General features: G+C 72.8%; 15 protein-coding genes. 11 read left to right on the top strand and 4 right to left on the bottom strand.

Features of this window, described 5'->3' with window-relative positions; translation table 11 throughout:
• Positions 1-221 precede the first annotated feature (221 nt).
• The 3 genes from AC0QU1_RS24675 to AC0QU1_RS24665 are packed head-to-tail and all read left to right on the top strand — an operon-like array spanning position 222 to position 2,817.
• On the top strand, positions 222-1,109 hold the full coding sequence (locus AC0QU1_RS24675) for a MetQ/NlpA family ABC transporter substrate-binding protein (protein WP_483573211.1): 888 nt from the start codon (positions 222-224) through the stop codon (positions 1,107-1,109).
• Positions 1,109-2,164 (top strand): methionine ABC transporter ATP-binding protein, encoded by a 1,056-nt coding sequence (locus tag AC0QU1_RS24670; RefSeq protein WP_483573209.1) that lies wholly within the window; start codon positions 1,109-1,111, stop codon positions 2,162-2,164. The genes AC0QU1_RS24675 and AC0QU1_RS24670 overlap by 1 nt, the downstream gene beginning before the upstream one ends.
• Positions 2,161-2,817 (top strand): methionine ABC transporter permease, encoded by a 657-nt coding sequence (locus tag AC0QU1_RS24665; RefSeq protein ID WP_483573207.1) that lies wholly within the window; start codon positions 2,161-2,163, stop codon positions 2,815-2,817. The genes AC0QU1_RS24670 and AC0QU1_RS24665 overlap by 4 nt, the downstream gene beginning before the upstream one ends.
• A 150-nt stretch (positions 2,818-2,967) precedes the next feature.
• Here AC0QU1_RS24665 and AC0QU1_RS24660 read toward each other — a convergent pair whose 3' ends face one another.
• Positions 2,968-4,422, bottom strand: coding sequence for an HNH endonuclease (locus tag AC0QU1_RS24660; protein ID WP_483573205.1), 1,455 nt, complete (start codon positions 4,420-4,422; stop codon positions 2,968-2,970).
• Between the two features lie 254 nt (positions 4,423-4,676).
• On the opposite strand from AC0QU1_RS24660, the gene AC0QU1_RS24655 reads away from it, so the two are divergent.
• Genes AC0QU1_RS24655 through AC0QU1_RS24645 form a run of 3 tightly spaced genes read left to right on the top strand, consistent with a single transcriptional unit; the run spans position 4,677 to position 8,521 of the window.
• On the top strand, positions 4,677-7,661 hold the full coding sequence (locus AC0QU1_RS24655; RefSeq protein WP_483573203.1) for a DNA polymerase III subunit gamma and tau: 2,985 nt from the start codon (positions 4,677-4,679) through the stop codon (positions 7,659-7,661).
• Positions 7,658-8,059 (top strand): NUDIX hydrolase, encoded by a 402-nt coding sequence (locus AC0QU1_RS24650; RefSeq protein ID WP_483573201.1) that lies wholly within the window; start codon positions 7,658-7,660, stop codon positions 8,057-8,059. The genes AC0QU1_RS24655 and AC0QU1_RS24650 overlap by 4 nt, the downstream gene beginning before the upstream one ends.
• Before the next feature lie 42 nt (positions 8,060-8,101).
• Complete coding sequence (locus AC0QU1_RS24645; protein WP_483573200.1) at positions 8,102-8,521, top strand: VOC family protein; 420 nt, start codon at positions 8,102-8,104, stop codon at positions 8,519-8,521.
• A gap of 25 nt (positions 8,522-8,546) precedes the next feature.
• Here the strand turns inward: AC0QU1_RS24645 and add are convergent, their stop codons facing one another.
• Positions 8,547-9,515, bottom strand: a complete 969-nt coding sequence (gene add / locus AC0QU1_RS24640; RefSeq protein ID WP_483573199.1) for an adenosine deaminase — start codon at positions 9,513-9,515, stop codon at positions 8,547-8,549.
• Positions 9,516-9,618: 103 nt separating this feature from the next.
• On the opposite strand from add, the gene AC0QU1_RS24635 reads away from it, so the two are divergent.
• From AC0QU1_RS24635 to AC0QU1_RS24625, 3 genes are all read left to right on the top strand, one after another.
• On the top strand, positions 9,619-11,133 hold the full coding sequence (locus AC0QU1_RS24635; protein ID WP_483573198.1) for a serine hydrolase domain-containing protein: 1,515 nt from the start codon (positions 9,619-9,621) through the stop codon (positions 11,131-11,133).
• Positions 11,134-11,218: 85 nt separating this feature from the next.
• On the top strand, positions 11,219-12,139 hold the full coding sequence (locus AC0QU1_RS24630; protein ID WP_483573196.1) for an ABC transporter ATP-binding protein: 921 nt from the start codon (positions 11,219-11,221) through the stop codon (positions 12,137-12,139).
• On the top strand, positions 12,136-13,284 hold the full coding sequence (locus tag AC0QU1_RS24625) for an ABC transporter permease (protein WP_483573194.1): 1,149 nt from the start codon (positions 12,136-12,138) through the stop codon (positions 13,282-13,284). The genes AC0QU1_RS24630 and AC0QU1_RS24625 overlap by 4 nt, the downstream gene beginning before the upstream one ends.
• A gap of 2 nt (positions 13,285-13,286) precedes the next feature.
• Here the strand turns inward: AC0QU1_RS24625 and AC0QU1_RS24620 are convergent, their stop codons facing one another.
• Together AC0QU1_RS24620 and recR are read right to left on the bottom strand one after the other, a co-directional pair.
• On the bottom strand, positions 13,287-13,856 hold the full coding sequence (locus tag AC0QU1_RS24620; RefSeq protein ID WP_483573193.1) for a DUF5063 domain-containing protein: 570 nt from the start codon (positions 13,854-13,856) through the stop codon (positions 13,287-13,289).
• A 12-nt stretch (positions 13,857-13,868) separates the two neighbouring features.
• A complete protein-coding gene (gene recR / locus AC0QU1_RS24615) occupies positions 13,869-14,474 on the bottom strand; it encodes a recombination mediator RecR (protein ID WP_483573192.1) in 606 nt (201 codons plus the stop codon).
• Positions 14,475-14,535: 61 nt separating this feature from the next.
• Between recR and AC0QU1_RS24610 the strand changes: the two genes are divergently transcribed.
• Together AC0QU1_RS24610 and AC0QU1_RS24605 are read left to right on the top strand one after the other, a co-directional pair.
• The gene (locus AC0QU1_RS24610) at positions 14,536-15,288 is read left to right on the top strand and encodes a YqjF family protein (protein WP_483573191.1); all 753 of its coding nucleotides are present in this window, start codon (positions 14,536-14,538) and stop codon (positions 15,286-15,288) included.
• 63 nt (positions 15,289-15,351) lie between these two features.
• Positions 15,352-16,122: a TSUP family transporter gene (locus AC0QU1_RS24605; RefSeq protein ID WP_483573189.1), complete on the top strand. Its 771-nt coding sequence runs from the start codon at positions 15,352-15,354 to the stop codon at positions 16,120-16,122.
• Positions 16,123-16,144: the final 22 nt, after the last annotated feature.

Raw genomic sequence — 16,144 nt, 5'->3', positions numbered from 1 at the left:
CCAGGTGTAGCAGCCGCGTGCGCGGCGGGCGAATGTGCGGGCGCTGAACGCGCCGCACCTTCCCACGGTCCGCTGAGGACCGCCCCGCACTGTCTCGCGAGCTCGCCACGTTGCTGATGGCCGTGGCCCGCCGCCGTCACACCTCGGCCTGCGCCAGGCGCCGGCCCCACGCATCCTGAGCACAGGCACACCCGCGCCCGTGCGCCCCGAGAGGACTCACCATGTCTCGTCTGACCGCCGTCCTGTCCACCGGCCTCGCCGTCACCACCGCCCTCGCCCTGACCGCCTGCGGCGGGTCCGAGGAGCTCACGCCCGCCACCGGCTCCGCCGACGACCCGGTGCGCATCGGCGTCGTCAACTCCGGTGACGAGTACTGGACCACCTTCACCGACCTGGCCGAGGAGGAGGGCATCAGCGTGGAGCTGGTGAACTTCAGCGACTACCAGCTCCCCAACCAGGGCCTGACCGACGGCGACCTGGACCTGAACCAGTTCCAGCACCTGCAGTTCCTCGCCGGTTACAACACCGCCTCCGGGCAGGACCTCACGCCGATCGGCGCCACCGCCGTCTACCCGCTGGGCCTGTACTCGACGTCGCACGACAGCGTCGAGGACATCCCCGACGGCGGCGAGATCGCCATCCCCAACGACGACACCAACCAGGCCCGTGCCCTGCTCGTGCTCCAGGAAGCCGGCCTGGTCACCCTGCGCGACGGCGGGAGCGCGTTCTCCACGCCCGCCGACATCGTCGAGGACGAGTCCCGCGTGACCGTGACCCCGGTCGACGCGGCGCAGACGGCGCTCGCCCTGCAGGACGTCGACGCCTCGATCATCAACAACGACTTCGTGGGCGACGCCGACCTGACCGCTGAGGACGCCATCTTCTCGGACGACCCGGACTCGGCCGCCGCCGAGCCGTACATCAACGTGTGGGTGGCCCGCGCGGCCGACGCCGACAACGAGGTGTTCCAGCAGCTCATCGAGATCTACCACTCCCCGGAGGTCGAGCAGGGCGTGCTGGAGGCCTCCGGCGACACCGGCGTCATCAAGGACAACCCCGCCGACGAGCTCCAGGAGATCCTGGCCGGCATCCAGGAGGACGCCTCCTGATGCCCGCCGCCACCGAGGCCGCGAGCATCGTGCGGTTCGAGGGCGCCTCGAAGGTGTTCCCGGGCCGCGGACGCGGCGGCGAGGTACGGGCCGTCGACGAGGTCACCCTCGACATCCGCGAGGGCGAGATCTTCGGCGTCATCGGCCAGTCGGGCGCCGGCAAGTCCACCCTGGTCCGGCTGATCAACGCCCTGGAGCGCACCACGAGCGGGGACGTGGTGGTCGACGGCGTCTCGCTCGCCGCCCTGAACGAGGCTCGCCTGCGCCCGGTGCGGGCCGGGATCGGGATGGTGTTCCAGCAGTTCAACCTGCTCGCCTCCCGGACGGTGGCGGGAAACGTCGCCTACCCGTTGGAGGTCGCGGGCTGGCCGCGCGCCAGGCGGGATGCCCGGGTTTCTGAGCTGCTGGAGTTCGTCGGTCTGGCGGACAAGGCGGGTGTGTATCCGTCCACGCTGTCCGGCGGGCAGAAGCAGCGTGTCGGGATCGCCAGGGCGCTCGCCACGAACCCCCGCATCCTGCTGGCGGACGAGGCGACGTCGGCCCTGGACCCCGAGACCACGCGCGGCGTGCTCGACCTGCTGCAGCGCGTCAACCGTGAGCTGGGCGTCACGGTGGTGGTGATCACGCACGAGATGGACGTGGTGCGCTCGATCTGTCATCGCGTCGCGGTGATGGACCGGGGGCGCGTCGTCGAGGTGGGCGAGGCCTACCAGGTGTTCAGCGCGCCCGCGCACGACGTGACCCGGCGGTTCGTCGCGACCGCGCTGCGCGACCGGCCCTCTCCCGAGGTGCTGGCGCGGCTGCGGACGCGGCACACCGGGCACATCGTGACGGTGGGCGTGGACGAGGTGGCCGGTTCGTCGGCCGTGCTCACGCGCACGCTGCGTGAGCACGGCGTGGACGGGACGGTCGTGTTCGGCGGCATCACGGAGGTCGCGGAGCGGCCGTACGGGTCGCTGACCGTCGAGCTGGTCGGTGATCCGGTGGCGGTGGAGGCCGCCGTCGCCGCGCTGCGCGCCGTCACCTGGGTGGATGACCACGGGAGGGCCGCATGAGCTGGGACATGCTGACGCCGCTGCTCTGGGAGGCAGCGGGCCAGACGGCGTACATGGTGCTGATCACGCTGCTGGTGGGCGGCTTCCTCGGGCTGGCGCTCGGGCTCGGGCTGTACCTGACGCGGCCGGGGAACCTGCTGGGGAACCGGGTCGTGTTCGCCGTGCTGAACCTCGCGGTCAACGTGGTGCGGCCCGTGCCGTTCATCATCTTCCTGGTGGCGCTCGGCCCGCTGACCCGCGCCGTCATCGGCAAGACCATCGGCATCGAGGCGTTCACGTTCGCCATGTGCTTCATGGCGACGTTCGTCTTCGCGCGGCTCGTCGAGCAGAACCTGGTCTCCATCGATCCGGGCGTGGTCGAGGCAGCCCGGGCCATGGGCGCCTCGCCCTTCCGGATCGTGCGGACCGTGCTGGTGCCGGAGGCGCTCGCGCCGCTGATCCTCGGCTACACGTTCCTGTTCGTCGGCGTGCTCGACATGTCCGCGATCGGCGGGTACCTGGGCGCCGGCGGGCTGGGCGACTTCGCCATCGTGCAGGGCTACCGGCAGTACGACTGGGCGGTCACCGCCGTGGTGGTGGTGCTGATCGTGCTGATCGTCCAGGCCGTGCAGTGGCTGGGGAACACTCTGGCTAGGCGCGCGCTGCGGCGGTGAGGTGCGGTGGGGCCTTTGGTGAGGCCCCAGGCACGACGGCGGTGCGGGGGCGTGCCCGACTTTGCTGGGCGCCGTAGAGCTTGCTGACGGACAAGCGCGGGTGGCTGGACGAGGCTGAGACCCCGGTCGGCCGGATCTCAGCTAGCTCGCTCAGGCGACGTGCCTTGCCGGTCGGAGGATCGTGTTGCTGCGGCCGGTGCGGCAGGGCGCGCTTCGCTCGATCGGGCGCGGGGGTCGCGGCGCGACCGAACGGTACCGGTGCCCGGTCGGTGTGGTCGTGGTGACGACGTGCCGGCCGGTGCCGGGATCGGTTCCCGGGACCGAGCGCCAGCCGGGGGCTTCCTTGGCCTGATTGCAGGCAACACAGAGCCCCTGCCCGTTGGCCAGGCTCGTCGGGCCGCCGTCGGCCGCCGGTCTGACGTGGTCGAGCTCGCGGATCGGAGCGTCGCACCAGGGCGTTCGGCAGATGCCCTGGTCTCTGATCCTGAGCAGGTCGGCCAGTCCGTCGGCGAAGAGTCGTCGTCTGCTGGTGGTGCCGATCAGGTTTCCACGATCAGTCGCGTAGATGGTCCGCAGCCAGGCGGCGTCGAGGTCGAGCGCGCTCGCGGTGAGGTTGCGGGCAACGGCTGCGGGCACGGTGCCGTGACCGGCACCGGTGGCGTCCAGGACGACGGCGGGCTCGTGCCCACCGGCCAGCAGCGCGGCGTCGGAGACCACGAGATTCACGGCGACCGGCACGTCGGCCGCTCGCTCCTGGCCGGTGGCCCGCTCGACCAGGGTGTCGGCCATGATCTGGCCGATGGACCGCTCGTCGCCGCCCGTGTACCGGGCGGACTCCGCTGCGAGCTTCAACGCCGCGTAGACCTGTACTCCCTGTGCCATGGGTAGCAGCGCGGTCACGTAGGCCATGGCGTCCGGCGCGGGCCGGATCGTCACGCAGCGTTCGGTCACCGCCTTGGCGGCTTGCTTGACCAGCGCGGCGGGGTCGATCTGGTTAGCGCGATCCTTGATCAGGCCGACGAGTTGCCGCGTGCCGACACCCTGCAGGGTGCGCGGATCGGCGCACAGGTCCGCGTCGATCCGCTCGCGGTCCTCCCGGGTGAGGCACGCGGTCTCCTTGACCAGCAGCAGCGCACGTGCCTCGGACAGCCGACCGCTCCGTAGCGCAGCCAGGGTGTGCGGCATCTCCTCGTGCCAGACGCGGGCCGCGCCCAGCAGGGTCCGGGTGCGGTGGGGTGAGAGGCGCAGCGCCCGGGCGGCTTGCTGGACCGTGCTCGCGGTCGCGTCACGTTCGGCAGACCTCACCGTGACCGGGATCTGCCGACCCGCTGTGTCGTGATGCCCGGCCGGGTCGGCGGCGTGTTCGCGCGCCGCCCGCAGGGCGTCGTCCTGCAGCTCGACGAGCACCTGCGCCTGCACCGCCACACAGGCTGCCTTGAGCTCCTCCAAGGTTCGCAGGGTGTCGATCCGTGCGCCGTCGTCGGCAGGCTTGGCCGCGGCGAGGAGCCAGGCGTGCAGGCCGGCGATCCGCTCCGCGCTCAGGTCTCCGAGTGCCAGGGCGGGGTGGCTACGGGGAGTGTCGGTAGCGCGTGGCAGGCTCGACACAGCGCGCAATAGCCCGGTCGGCGTGTCGCAGGCCGGGTCTGGTTATGAGCCGTAGTCGCTGAACATGCCGCCATCATATGGCACAATTGTTCGATTGGCTCGGCGAGTCTGAGATCTGTGGAAAACACGGCCGGGCTCATGCTCGCGTTGCGACCCTCGCGGGTGGCCAGTGGTCACTGCGTATCGGCGCCGTCGTCCCATGGCTGTGGACGGCTGCATCGTCAGTGTCGGTGGTGGCGTCTATCGTTGCTTGCGTGACCACCGCCCTGTACCGCCGCTACCGGCCCGAGACGTTCGCCGAGGTGATCGGCCAGGACCACGTCACGGGCCCCCTCATGCAGGCCCTGCGCAGCGGGCGGGTCAATCACGCCTATCTCTTCAGCGGCCCTCGGGGCTGCGGCAAGACGACGTCGGCACGGATCCTCGCGCGGACGCTGAACTGCGCGAAGAACACGCCCGAGTCGCCGATCGACACCCCGTGCGGCGAGTGCGCCTCCTGTGTCGAGCTCGCACGCGGCGGCCCCGGTTCGCTCGACGTGGTGGAGATCGACGCGGCGTCGCACAACGGCGTCGACGACGCGCGTGACCTCCGCGAGCGCGCCACCTTCGCCCCGGCGCGCGACCGGTACAAGATCTTCATCCTCGACGAGGCGCACATGGTGACGCCGCAGGGCTTCAACGCACTGCTGAAGATCGTCGAGGAGCCGCCGCCGCACATCAAGTTCATCTTCGCGACCACGGAGCCGGACAAGGTGATCGGCACCATCCGGTCGCGCACCCACCACTACCCGTTCCGGCTCGTGCCGCCGGACGTGCTGTCCCCGTACCTCGAGCAGCTCTGCGCGGCCGAGGGGATCGAGGTGGGCGGCGGGGTGCTCCCGCTGGTCACCCGGGCCGGCGGCGGCTCGGTGCGCGACTCCCTCTCGGTGATGGACCAGCTCATCGCGGGCGCGACGGGCGGGACCGTCGACTACGACCTCGCCGTCGGCCTGCTCGGCTTCACCCACGCGGCCCTCCTGGACGACGTCGTGGACGCGCTCGCCGCGCGCGACGGCGGCTCGATCTTCCGGGTCGTGGACCAGATCATCGCCACGGGGCACGAGCCGCGCCGGTTCGTCGAGGACGTCCTGGAGCGCCTCCGCGACCTCATCATCATCGCGGTCTCGGGCGACGCGGCCGACGCCGTGCTGCGCGGCATACCCGCCGACCAGCTCGACCGCATGCGCTCCCAGGCCGGCCGGCTCGGGGTGGCGGAGCTTTCGCGCGCGGCGGACCTCGTGAACGCCGCCCTCACCGAGATGACCGGCGCCACGTCGCCGCGCCTCCACCTGGAGCTCCTGTGCGCCCGCCTGCTCCTGCCCGGGGCCGACGACGGCGCAGCGGGCCTCGCCGCCCGTATCGACCGGCTCGAACGGGGCGGGTTCGTCGCCGCCGGGACGCCGGCAGCCTCCGACCACGGTGGCGGGGCGGCGCCCGACCGTGCGTCGACTTCCGAGCCGGTGCCGGGCGGCCTTGCCGGGCCCGCCGCCGCGCGGGCGGTGCTCGACGCGCGCAAGAACCGGGGAGAGCCGGGGCAGCCCGGGGGCGCGGCGTCGCAGGCGTCCGCATCCAGGTCCGCCGCTTCCGCGCCTGCGGGGCCGGGCGGTCCGGAGTCCGCTCCGGTGGCGTCCGCCGCTCCGGGGTCAGGCGCGATGGCGGGGCCGGCTGACTCCGAGGCGGTGGCGGGCGAGCGCCAGTCCGCCGTCTCGGTCGACGGTTCGTCCGGCGCATCGTCGGGACTCAACGCGCCGGCCGAGTCCGCTGCGCCGGCCGAGAGCCAGCCGGCTGCATCTGCCGAGGGTGAGTCTGTGACACCGGTCGAGCGCGAGTTCGCCGCACCGGAGCCGGCGTCAAGTGCTCCCGAGTCGGCCGCACAGGCTGCAGCGCAGCAGGCGGCCGCGCCGGTCGCGGCGCAGGGTGCCGACGCCGGAGTCACGACGGAGACCGTCCGACGCCGCTGGCCCGAGGTGCTCGGCGCCCTCGCCGCCGCTCGCGTCACGTGGTCGCTCGTCGGTCCGAACGCGCAGGTCGCCTCACTTGAGGGCCGCACGCTGAAACTCGGCTTCGCGGCGCCCGGCCTGGCCCGCACGTTCTCCAACGCGCGGCACACGAGTGCCGTGGAGGAGGCCGTCTACCAGACGCTCGGCATCCGGGTACGGGTCGAGGCGACTCTCGACGAGGGCCCGTCCGGCGGCGGCGCGTCGCCCGGCGGTGGAGGTGGCAGCGCGCCCGGCGGTGGCCCGTCTGGCGGCGGTCCCTCTGGTGGCGGTGCCGGGCCGACGGCGTCGTCGGGCGAGCCGCGGCGCGAGGCGCCCGCGCCCGCAGCGGCCCCCGAACCGGACTGGCCCGACGTGGCACCGCTGGGCGGCGGGGCGGTGGTGTCCACACCGTCGGCTCCGGTGGCCTCGACTGCCGGAGCGGGCGCCGGACGGGCGAACGCGGCGGGCGGCCAGGCCTCAGGTGGGCCGCCGGGGCCGACGCCGTGCGGGGCGGCCGGGTCGGCGACCTGGGAAGGCTCCGCGGCCCAGGGGGGCGTCGCGGTTGCCGAACGTCCGGCACCGGTCGCTGGACGTCCCGACTCGGTCGGCGGCCGTCCCGAGCCGGTTGCCGACCGCCGCGAGTCGTCGCGGCCGGAGCCGTCTGGCCCCGAGGGCGGCCGCCCGGAACCGTCGCGACCTGAGCCGGCCGGTCCCGAAGCCGGCCGGCCGGAGCAGTCCCGGCCCGCTACCCGCCGGTCGACCGCGGGAAGCACGGCGACTGCGGCAGGCACAGCGGGTGCGGCAGGCACGGCGACCGCAGCAGGCACAACGGGTGCGTCGAACGCGGCCAGTGCGGCGGACGAGGCGTGGCTGTCCGGCGCCAGTGCCACCGAACCACCCCCCGACTACGACATGCCGGAGCCCGAGCCCGTCTACGAGGACCAGGCCCCGCCCTCGGCGAGGGCTCCTGTCTCGGGCGCGGGCAGTGCGCGGGAGGCCCTGCGGCAGGCGGCTCAGCGTCGGGCCCGGGCGAACAACGCCTCCACCGAGCCGCGGAACGGGTCCGCGGCGGGAGCCGCCGCGTCGAGCGACGGGCCCGATCTCTACGACGAGCCGTCCGCCGACGACCCGGACATCACGTCGACGGGACTGGTCGGCGTATCGCTCGTGGTGCAGGTCCTCGGCGGCACCGTGATCGACGAGATCGTGGAGCAGCCGTGATCACGACGCTACGGATCGTGGCGGCCGTCGTGGAGCGCCCCGACGGCAGGCATCTGCTCGTCCGCAAGCGGGGTACCCAGGCGTTCATGCAGGTGGGCGGCAAGATCGAGCCCGGTGAGGAGCCGCTGGCCGCACTCGTGCGGGAGTTCGAGGAGGAGGTCGGGGTGCGCCTCGACCCTGCCGACATCGAGAGCCTCGGCCGGTTCGCGGCGCCCGCGGCGAACGAGCCCGACCACGTCGTCGACGCGCACGCCTACCGGGTGCGGCTGCGGCCGGGCACCGAGATCGCGGTCCAGGCCGAGCTCGAGGAGCTCGTGTGGATCGACCCCTCGGATCCGGTTGCGGCTTACCCCCTCGCGCCGCTGTCCCGCGACCTGCTTGCCGCGGCGGGACACTGAGATGCACAGCAGCCTCACCCGCGTCATCGCGGCGGCGGCCCCGTGACGCCCGGGACTCCCGACCGGCCCACGACACGCGGTCGCCTGCACCACGTCGAGATCTGGGTCCCGTCCCTGGACCGCGCGGAACGGTCGTGGGGCTGGCTGCTCGCCACGCTCGGTTATGCCGAGCATCAGCGCTGGGCCGCTGGAGTGAGCTGGATCCTGGACGGCACCTACGTCGTCGTCGAGCAGAGCCCCGCACTGGCAGCCGACGCCCACGACCGCCTGGCACCTGGGCTCAATCACCTCGCGTTCCACGGCGGTACGCGCGACGAGGTGGACCGGCTCGGCGAAGCGGCGCTCGCGCACGGCTGGGTGCTTCTCTTCCCGGACAAGCATCCGTACGCGGGCGGTCCCGACCACTACGCGGCCTACCTGGAGAACGAGGACGGCTACGAGGTCGAGGTGGTCGCGGACTGACCGGCCGCGAGAGCGAGCAGCTCTGCTACGCCGTGTCCAGCCAGGCGCGGACGCCCGCCAGCATCCGCTCCTTGTCGACGTCGGCCGCCGCCGACGCCCGCACCGACGTCGCCGCGATCGCAGCGAGCTCGTCGTCGGAGCAGACCTGCCGCGCCAGCTCGTACTGCCCCACCATGCCGACGCCGAACAGCAGCGGGTCGTCGGTCGCGAGCGCGACGGGTACCCCTTCGGCCAGCAGCCCCGGCAGCGCGTCCACCGCCGGCGTGACGCCGAACGGCGGGTACGACGTCGGGCACACCTCCAGCGTGACCTGGCGCTCCGCCAGGAGCGCGACCACCGACGGGTCCTGCAGCGCGGTCAGCCCGTGCCCGATCCGGGTGGCGCCTAGCAGCTCGACGCACTCGCGGACGTGCCAGGCGCCCGCGTAGAACCCGGCGTGCGGCACACGCGCCAGCCCGGCATCGGCCACGAGCCGGAACGCCGGGACGAAGTCGGCGACCCGCCCGCGCCGCTCGTCGTTGGACAGCCCGAAGCCGAGCACACCCTCCGGCGCGTACTTCACCGCGAGCTCGGCAATGCGCCAGGCGTGCTCCGGGTTCGCGCCCCAGCTCGCCGCGAGGATCACCCCCGCCGGCAGGCCCTGAGCGGCGGAGAGCAGCGCCTCCACCACGGCCTCCAGCGACCCGAGCCACCCCGCGTACGCCGTCGGGTCCACCTGCAGTTCGGTCCAGCCGACGCCGTCGGCGGCGTCCTGCTCGACCGCCTCCCGGACCACGCGCGCTATGTCGTCGGCCGAGCGCACCGCGGCGCGGGCCGTGTCGTACCGCGCCTGGAACGCGTCCCAGCCGTGCACGACGCCGGGCTCGATCAGCACAGCTGGCAGGGGCGGCAGGCCGTAGCGCGCGGCGAGCTCCGCGGCCGTCGTCGGGCGCATCGAACCCGTCAGGTGCAGGTGGAGGTTGGCCGTGGGCAGCGCGCGCAGGTCGCGGGGCATGACAGGGAGTCTGGCATGCCGTATCGCATCACGGGCTCTGGTGTCGGCGTCGGCCGGGGTGGGGAAAAATGTCCCGTCTCCGAGCGAAAGGACGTGCTCCAGCATGTCGCGGATCCTGCCCCGCTCCACCCCGCAGGCCGAGGGGGTCGATCCCGCCGCGGTGCGGCGCCTCGTCGACCGCCTGGACCGCCTCGAGGACGTGCACAGCGCGCTGGTGCTGCGGCACGGCAGCGTGATCGCCGAGGCCTGGTGGCATCCGCACACGGCCGACCGCCCGCACACGATGTTCTCGGTCAGCAAGAGCTTCACCTCGACGGCGGTCGGCCTCGCGGTCCACGAAGGGCTGCTGGCCCTGGACGACAAGGTCGTCGACCTGCTGCCGGACGAGGCCCCCGCCGACCCGGGCGAGCACCTGGCCGCCATGCGCGTGCGCGACCTGCTGACCATGACGACGGGCCACAGTGCCTCGACCATGGAGGGTATCGACCGCACGATCTCCCTGCCGGGCTCGAGCTGGGCCCGCGCGATCCTGGCGCAGCCCGTGGAGCACGAGCCGGGCACGCACTTCGTCTACAACACCGGCGCGACGTACCTGCTGTCGGCGATCCTGCACCGTAGGACGGGGCAGCGCCTGCTCGACTACCTGACGCCGCGCCTGTTCGCGCCGCTCGGCATCACGCACGCGGCCTGGGAGCAGGATCCGGACGGCATCGACACGGGCGGCTACGGGCTGTCGATCACCACAGAGGAGATGGCGGCGTTCGGCCAGCTCTGCCTGCAGGGCGGAGCGTGGGAGGGTCGGCAGCTCGTCCCCGCGGAATGGGTGGCCGCCGCGACGGCGAAGCAGGTGCCGACCGGGCCGGGCGACTGGCCCGAGTGGACTCAGGGCTACGGCTACCAGTTCTGGCAGTGCCGGCACGGCGCCTACCGGGCCGACGGCGCGTTCGGGCAGTACATCGTCGTCTGGCCCGAGAAGGACCTGGTGCTCGCCATCACCTCGGGGCTGGCCGACCTGCAGTCGGTCCTGGACGCGGTGTGGGACTCGCTGCTGCCCGACGACGCCTGGGCCGGCCCGGACGCCGTCGAGGAGCTTGCGCGAGAGCAGGCGGGCACGACCGAGAAGCCCGCACGAGAGCATGCGGGCACCACCGAGGAACCTGCACGAGACCAGGCGGCCGCCGCCGTCCCGTTCGCGCCGGCGCTGCGCACGCCGGCCGGCGCGGCGTCGTCCCCGCTGGAGGAGGAGCTGCGGGGCGTGACGTTCGAGCTCGAGCCGAACCGGCGCGACGTGCGTGCGCTGACGCTGGGCCGGGACGTGAACGGCCGCACCGAGGTCGCGTTCACGATCGGCGGCCTCGACCACTTCGTGCGGTTCGGGCACGACGAGTGGGTCCCGGGAAGCTGTTCGCTCCTCGGTGCCCCGGCCGACGTCGCGACGGCGGCGGCCTGGACCTCCGCCTCGACCCTGCGCGGCCGGATGGTGTTCCTCGGCACGCCGTTCGAGTGGCGCCTGGAGCTGCGCTTCTCGGGCGAGGAGGTGGCGGTGGCCATCGACCAGAATGTCGCCTTCGGCGAGCGTGAGCTGCTGGCCGTGACCGGGAAGGTGCGACGGGGCTGACCTGCGGCGTCATTCCCTGGTCGGACGTCCGGTTTCATCCCCCGGACCGACGGACCGTGTCGGTGGCGCACGCTACTGTCCCGGCATGACACCAGACGGTGGTATCCGCGCGCAGGGCGTGCGGCGTTCGTTCGGGCCGGTGCACGCGGTGGCCGACGTCGACCTGGTCGCCGCACCAGGCCGGGTCACCGCGCTCATCGGTCCCAACGGGTCGGGTAAGACGACCCTCCTGCTCATGCTCGCGGGGCTCCTGACGCCCGACGCCGGCGCCATCCGCATCGCCGGGGCGGACCCGGTGACCCAGAACTACGCAGCGCGCTCGCGCACCGGCTGGATGCCGGACGTCTTCGGCACCTGGGACTCCCTCACGGCGCGCGAGGTGCTGACGACGGTCGCTGCGGCGTACCGGATCGACGCAGCGGCCGGCCGGGCCCGCGCGAGCGAGCTGCTCGACCTCGTGCACCTGACGGAGCTGGCCGACCAGCCCGCGCACGTCCTGTCCCGCGGCCAGAAGCAGCGCCTCGGCCTGGCCCGCGCGCTCGTGCACGACCCCGACGTCCTGCTCCTCGACGAGCCCGCCTCCGGTCTGGACCCGCGCTCCCGCGTGGACCTGCGCGTGCTGGTCCGCCGCCTCGCCGGCGAGGGCAAGACGGTCCTCGTCTCCTCGCACGTGCTCACCGAGCTCGACGAGATGGCCGACGACGCGGTGTTCATCTCGCGCGGGCGCACGGTCGCCACGCAGTCGGTGGCCGACGCCGACCGGCCGCGCGAGTGGCGCGTGACCGCGCTCGACGTCGAGGCCCTTGTGACCTGGCTCGACGCGGACGGCCCGACCTACCGCAGGGAGGCCGACGGTCCCGGCGTGCTCGTCGAGCTGACCGGCTCCGCTGCGGCGGCCGCGCTGCTGCGGTCAGCGGTCGAGGCCGGCATCGACGTGTCGAGCATCGCGCCGGCGGGCGGCGTGCTGGAGCAGGCCTACCTGGCCCTGGAGGAGGAGCGGCGATGAGCGTGGACGTGGAAGTCGTCGAGTCGGCACCGGCCGACCGCGCGCCCGGCGGGCGCGGCACCTGGTCGCTGTCCTGGCACGGCCTGCGCACGGTGGCGGTGCTGGAGCTGCGCCAGCGGGTGCGCTCCACGCGGTGGAAGACCGCGCTGATCGTGTGGTTCCTGATGGTCGGCCTGATCACGCTGCTCACGACGGGCGCGCTCAGCGTCCTCGCGAACGGCCGGCTGAGCTCCGGCGAGCTGTTCGGCGGGACCGTCTACAGCATCGTCGTCGGCTTCGTGCTGTTCCTCGGGCTGCTGGTGGCGCCGACCCTGTCGTCGGGCGCGATCAACGGCGACCGGAACGCCGGCACGCTCGCCACGCTGCAGGTCACCCTCCTGACGCCGGCCGAGATCGTGTTCGGCAAGCTCGCCGCGTCCTGGATGGCGGCGCTCGCGTTCCTCGTGGCGAGCATCCCGTTCCTCCTGTGGGCGCTGGTCGGCGGCGGCGTGTACTGGCTCGCCCTGCTCACCACCGTGCTCATGCTCGCGCTGGTGCTCGGCGTCGTGTGCGCCATCGGGCTGGGCTTCTCGGCCCTGGTGAACAAGACGTCGGGGTCGGCGGTGCTCACCTACCTGGCCGTCGGCGGGCTCACCGTCGTCCTGCCCATCCTGTTCGGCCTGCTCGTGCCCGCGACCACCACCACGGAGAGCGTGCGGGTGTGGGACGTCGAGCCCGGGTACACCTGGGAGGAGACGACGGCGCCCGAGTGCGAGTGGCAGACCCACGAGATCGACGTGTGGCACAGCGAGCGCACCTGGTGGCTGCTCGCGCCGAACCCGTTCGTGGTGGTCGCCGACGCGCAGCCGCTGAACGGCGACCCGGAGGTGCTCGCCGACGACGGCAACCTGCTCGCGCTGCTGCAGTACGGCGTCCGGTACGTCCGGACCGGCGACACCGGGCCGCAGGACTGGTGCAGCGGGTACACCATGGACGGCGGCACGCAGGCCGAGTCGCCGGTGCCGCCCGTCGAGGTCTCCGACCAGCTCGTCTGGCCGTGGGGCCTCGGGTTCGACCTGCTGCTCGGCGCAGCCGGCGTCATCGTGGCGGTCAACCGCATCCGGGTGCCCCTGGCGGAGCTCCCGCGCGGTACCCGGGTCGCCTGACGTCAGGCGTGGAGGGCGTCGTACTCCGCCTCGGCGGCGACGTCGTCCTCCACGTCCAGGCGCAGGTGCGCCAGCAGCACCTGCAGCACCCGCAGGGCCGACGCCGCGCGCTCGCCCCACAGCGAGAAGTAGGAGAACTGCCACCACCACAGGGCCTCGAGCTCGTGCCCGCTGTCGAAGTGCTGCAGGCCCTTGGCCAGCGCCTCGGCGACGCACGCGAGGTCGCCCGACAGCGACGCGGACCCGACGTCCTCGCCCAGCACGGGGTCGACCACCTCGGTGTAGTCGTCGAACCCGTCGAACATCTTGGACAGGGCCTCGCGCAGCGGGTCGAGGTCGGTGTCGGGACCGGCGTCGGGCTCGTAGCGCTCCTTGGGCACCACGTCCACGATCGCCGCGAGCCGCGCCCCCGCCGCGAGCAGGTCGGACGACGCGAGGACGAGCAGGGAGAGCTCGGCCCCCGGCATCCCGCCCGAGGCGACCTGGGTCACCGTCGACAGGAACGTCCGTGCCTGTGCGGACACCTGGTCGGCGACCTCTCGGAGGTCCGACCCGGGCGTGATCTCGCTCATCGTGATCCCCACCTACTTGTCGTTGCCTATGACACGGCGGCCTTCGAACGCGCGGCCGAGCGTCACCTCGTCCGCGTACTCCAAGTCTCCACCAACCGGCAGACCCGAGGCCAGTCGCGAGACGGTGATACCCAGATGGCCCATCAGTCGGGAAAGATAGGTCGCCGTGGCCTCTCCCTCGACGTTCGGGTCGGTCGCGAGGATGACCTCCTTGACCGTCCCGTCCGCGAGCCGGGCCAGGAGCTCGCTGATGCGCAGGTCGTCCGGGCCGATGTTCTCGATGGGATTGATGGCGCCGCCGAGCACGTGATACCTGCCCCGGAACTCCCGGGTGCGCTCGATGGCGACCACGTCCTTGGGCTCCTCCACGACGCAGATCACCTCGTCGCTGCGCCGCGGGTCGAGGCAGATGCGGCACCGCTCGGCCTCGGCCACGTTGCCGCACAGCTCGCAGAACTGGACGCGCCGCTTCACCTCGGTGAGCGCGTCGACCAGCCGCTTCACCTCCTGGTCGTCCGTCGCGAGCAGGTGGAACGCGATGCGCTGCGCGCTCTTGGGCCCGACGCCGGGCAGCCGGCCGAGCTCGTCGATCAGGTCTTGGACCGCGCCTTCGTACACAAGAGGTCAGCCTACGGGGCGGCACCGACATGCGGACGGCGAGGCTGGTACGTTCCCGGGCGTGACAGCCGTGACAGGGCCTGAGGCGCAGACCGGCAAGTTTCTCGCGGCGCAGTGGCGCCGCCTGGTGATGCTCAACTACGAGGCGGACCCCGCCGTCCTGCGGCCCCTCGTGCCGCGCGGCGTCGAGCTCGACACGTGGGGCGGCCGGCACTTCGTGAGCGTGGTCGGCTTCCAGTTCCTCGACACCCGCCTGCTCGGCGTCCCGGTCCCGTTCCACCGCGACTTCGACGAGATCAACCTGCGGTTCTACGTGCGCCGCCGCGCCGACGACGGCTGGCGGCGCGGCGTCGTCTTCGTCAAGGAGATAGTGCCCCGCTGGGCCCTGGCCACCGTCGCCCGCGTCGCGTACGGCGAGAAGTACGTGGCCCGGCCGATGCGGCACCGGATCGACCTGCACGACGGCGAGGTCACCGCCGGCGGCCTGGTCGAGTACTCGTGGCGCGACGCCGGCGCCTGGCACCACGTCCGGGCGACCACCCAGGGCGGCGCGCAGCCGCTCGTCGAAGGCTCCCAGGAGCAGTTCATCACCGAGCACTACTGGGGCTACGCCGCGCAGCGGGGCGGCGGCTCGGTCGAGTACCGCGTCGAGCACCCGAGCTGGCACGTCTGGCGGGCCACCGACCCGGGCCTCGAGTGCGACGTCGAGCAGGTCTACGGCAGGCAGTTCGTCGAGAGCCTCGCCGCCGAACCGGTCTCCGCCTTCATCGCCGACGGCTCGCCGGTCACCGTCCGCCGCGGCGCCCGGATGTGAGCATGCCGTCCTCCTGACCGAGACGCCACGGGGGAATCGCAGCGATTCCCGCACAATGCACCCGTGCCCGAACTCGATCTCCTCACCATCGTCCTGCTCCTGCTCGCCGGCCTCGCCGCCGGGTGGGTCGACGCCGTCGTCGGCGGGGGCGGCCTGATCCAGCTCCCCGCACTGCTGCTCGTCCCCGGGATCAGCCCCGTGCAGGCCCTGGCGACCAACAAGCTCGGCAGCATCATGGGCACCTCCGTCAGCGCCGTCACGTACTACCGGCGGGTCCAGCCGGACCTGCGCACGGCGGGCTGGATGGCGCTCGCAGCCCTGGGCGGCGCGTTCGGCGGGGCGATCGGCGCCTCGTACATCCCGGACGAGCTCTTCAGGCCGATCATCCTCGTCGTGCTCGTCGGCGTGCTGGCCTGGACGCTGCTCAGGCCGAACGTCGGCCAGCACGACAACCTGCGCTGGGTCGGCAACGGGCACAAGCGGATAGCCGCCCTGATCGGCCTCCTCATCGGCGCCTACGACGGGCTGCTCGGCCCGGGCACCGGCACTTTCCTGGTGATCAGCCTCGTGAGTGCCCTCGGGTACTCGTTCCTCCCGGCGTCGGCCATCGCCAAGATCGTCAACTTCGCGACCAACCTGGGCGCGCTGATCTTCTTCGTCCCGAACGGCCACGTCATCTGGACCATCGGGCTCGGGCTCGGCGTGGCCAACCTGGTCGGCGCCTACATCGGCGCGCGGATGGCGGTGGCTAAGGGCTCGAAGTTCGTGCGCGTCGTCTTCGTCCTCGTCGTCGGGGCGCTGATCGCCCGCCTGGCCTGGGACGTCTTCGCCTGAGCGCCGGGTCCGGCCCGGGTGG

The sequence above is a fragment of the Promicromonospora noduliphila genome (assembly GCF_056951025.1).
Note: the sequence above shows the minus strand (reverse complement) of the source record. Positions and strands in the feature narration are given on the sequence as shown.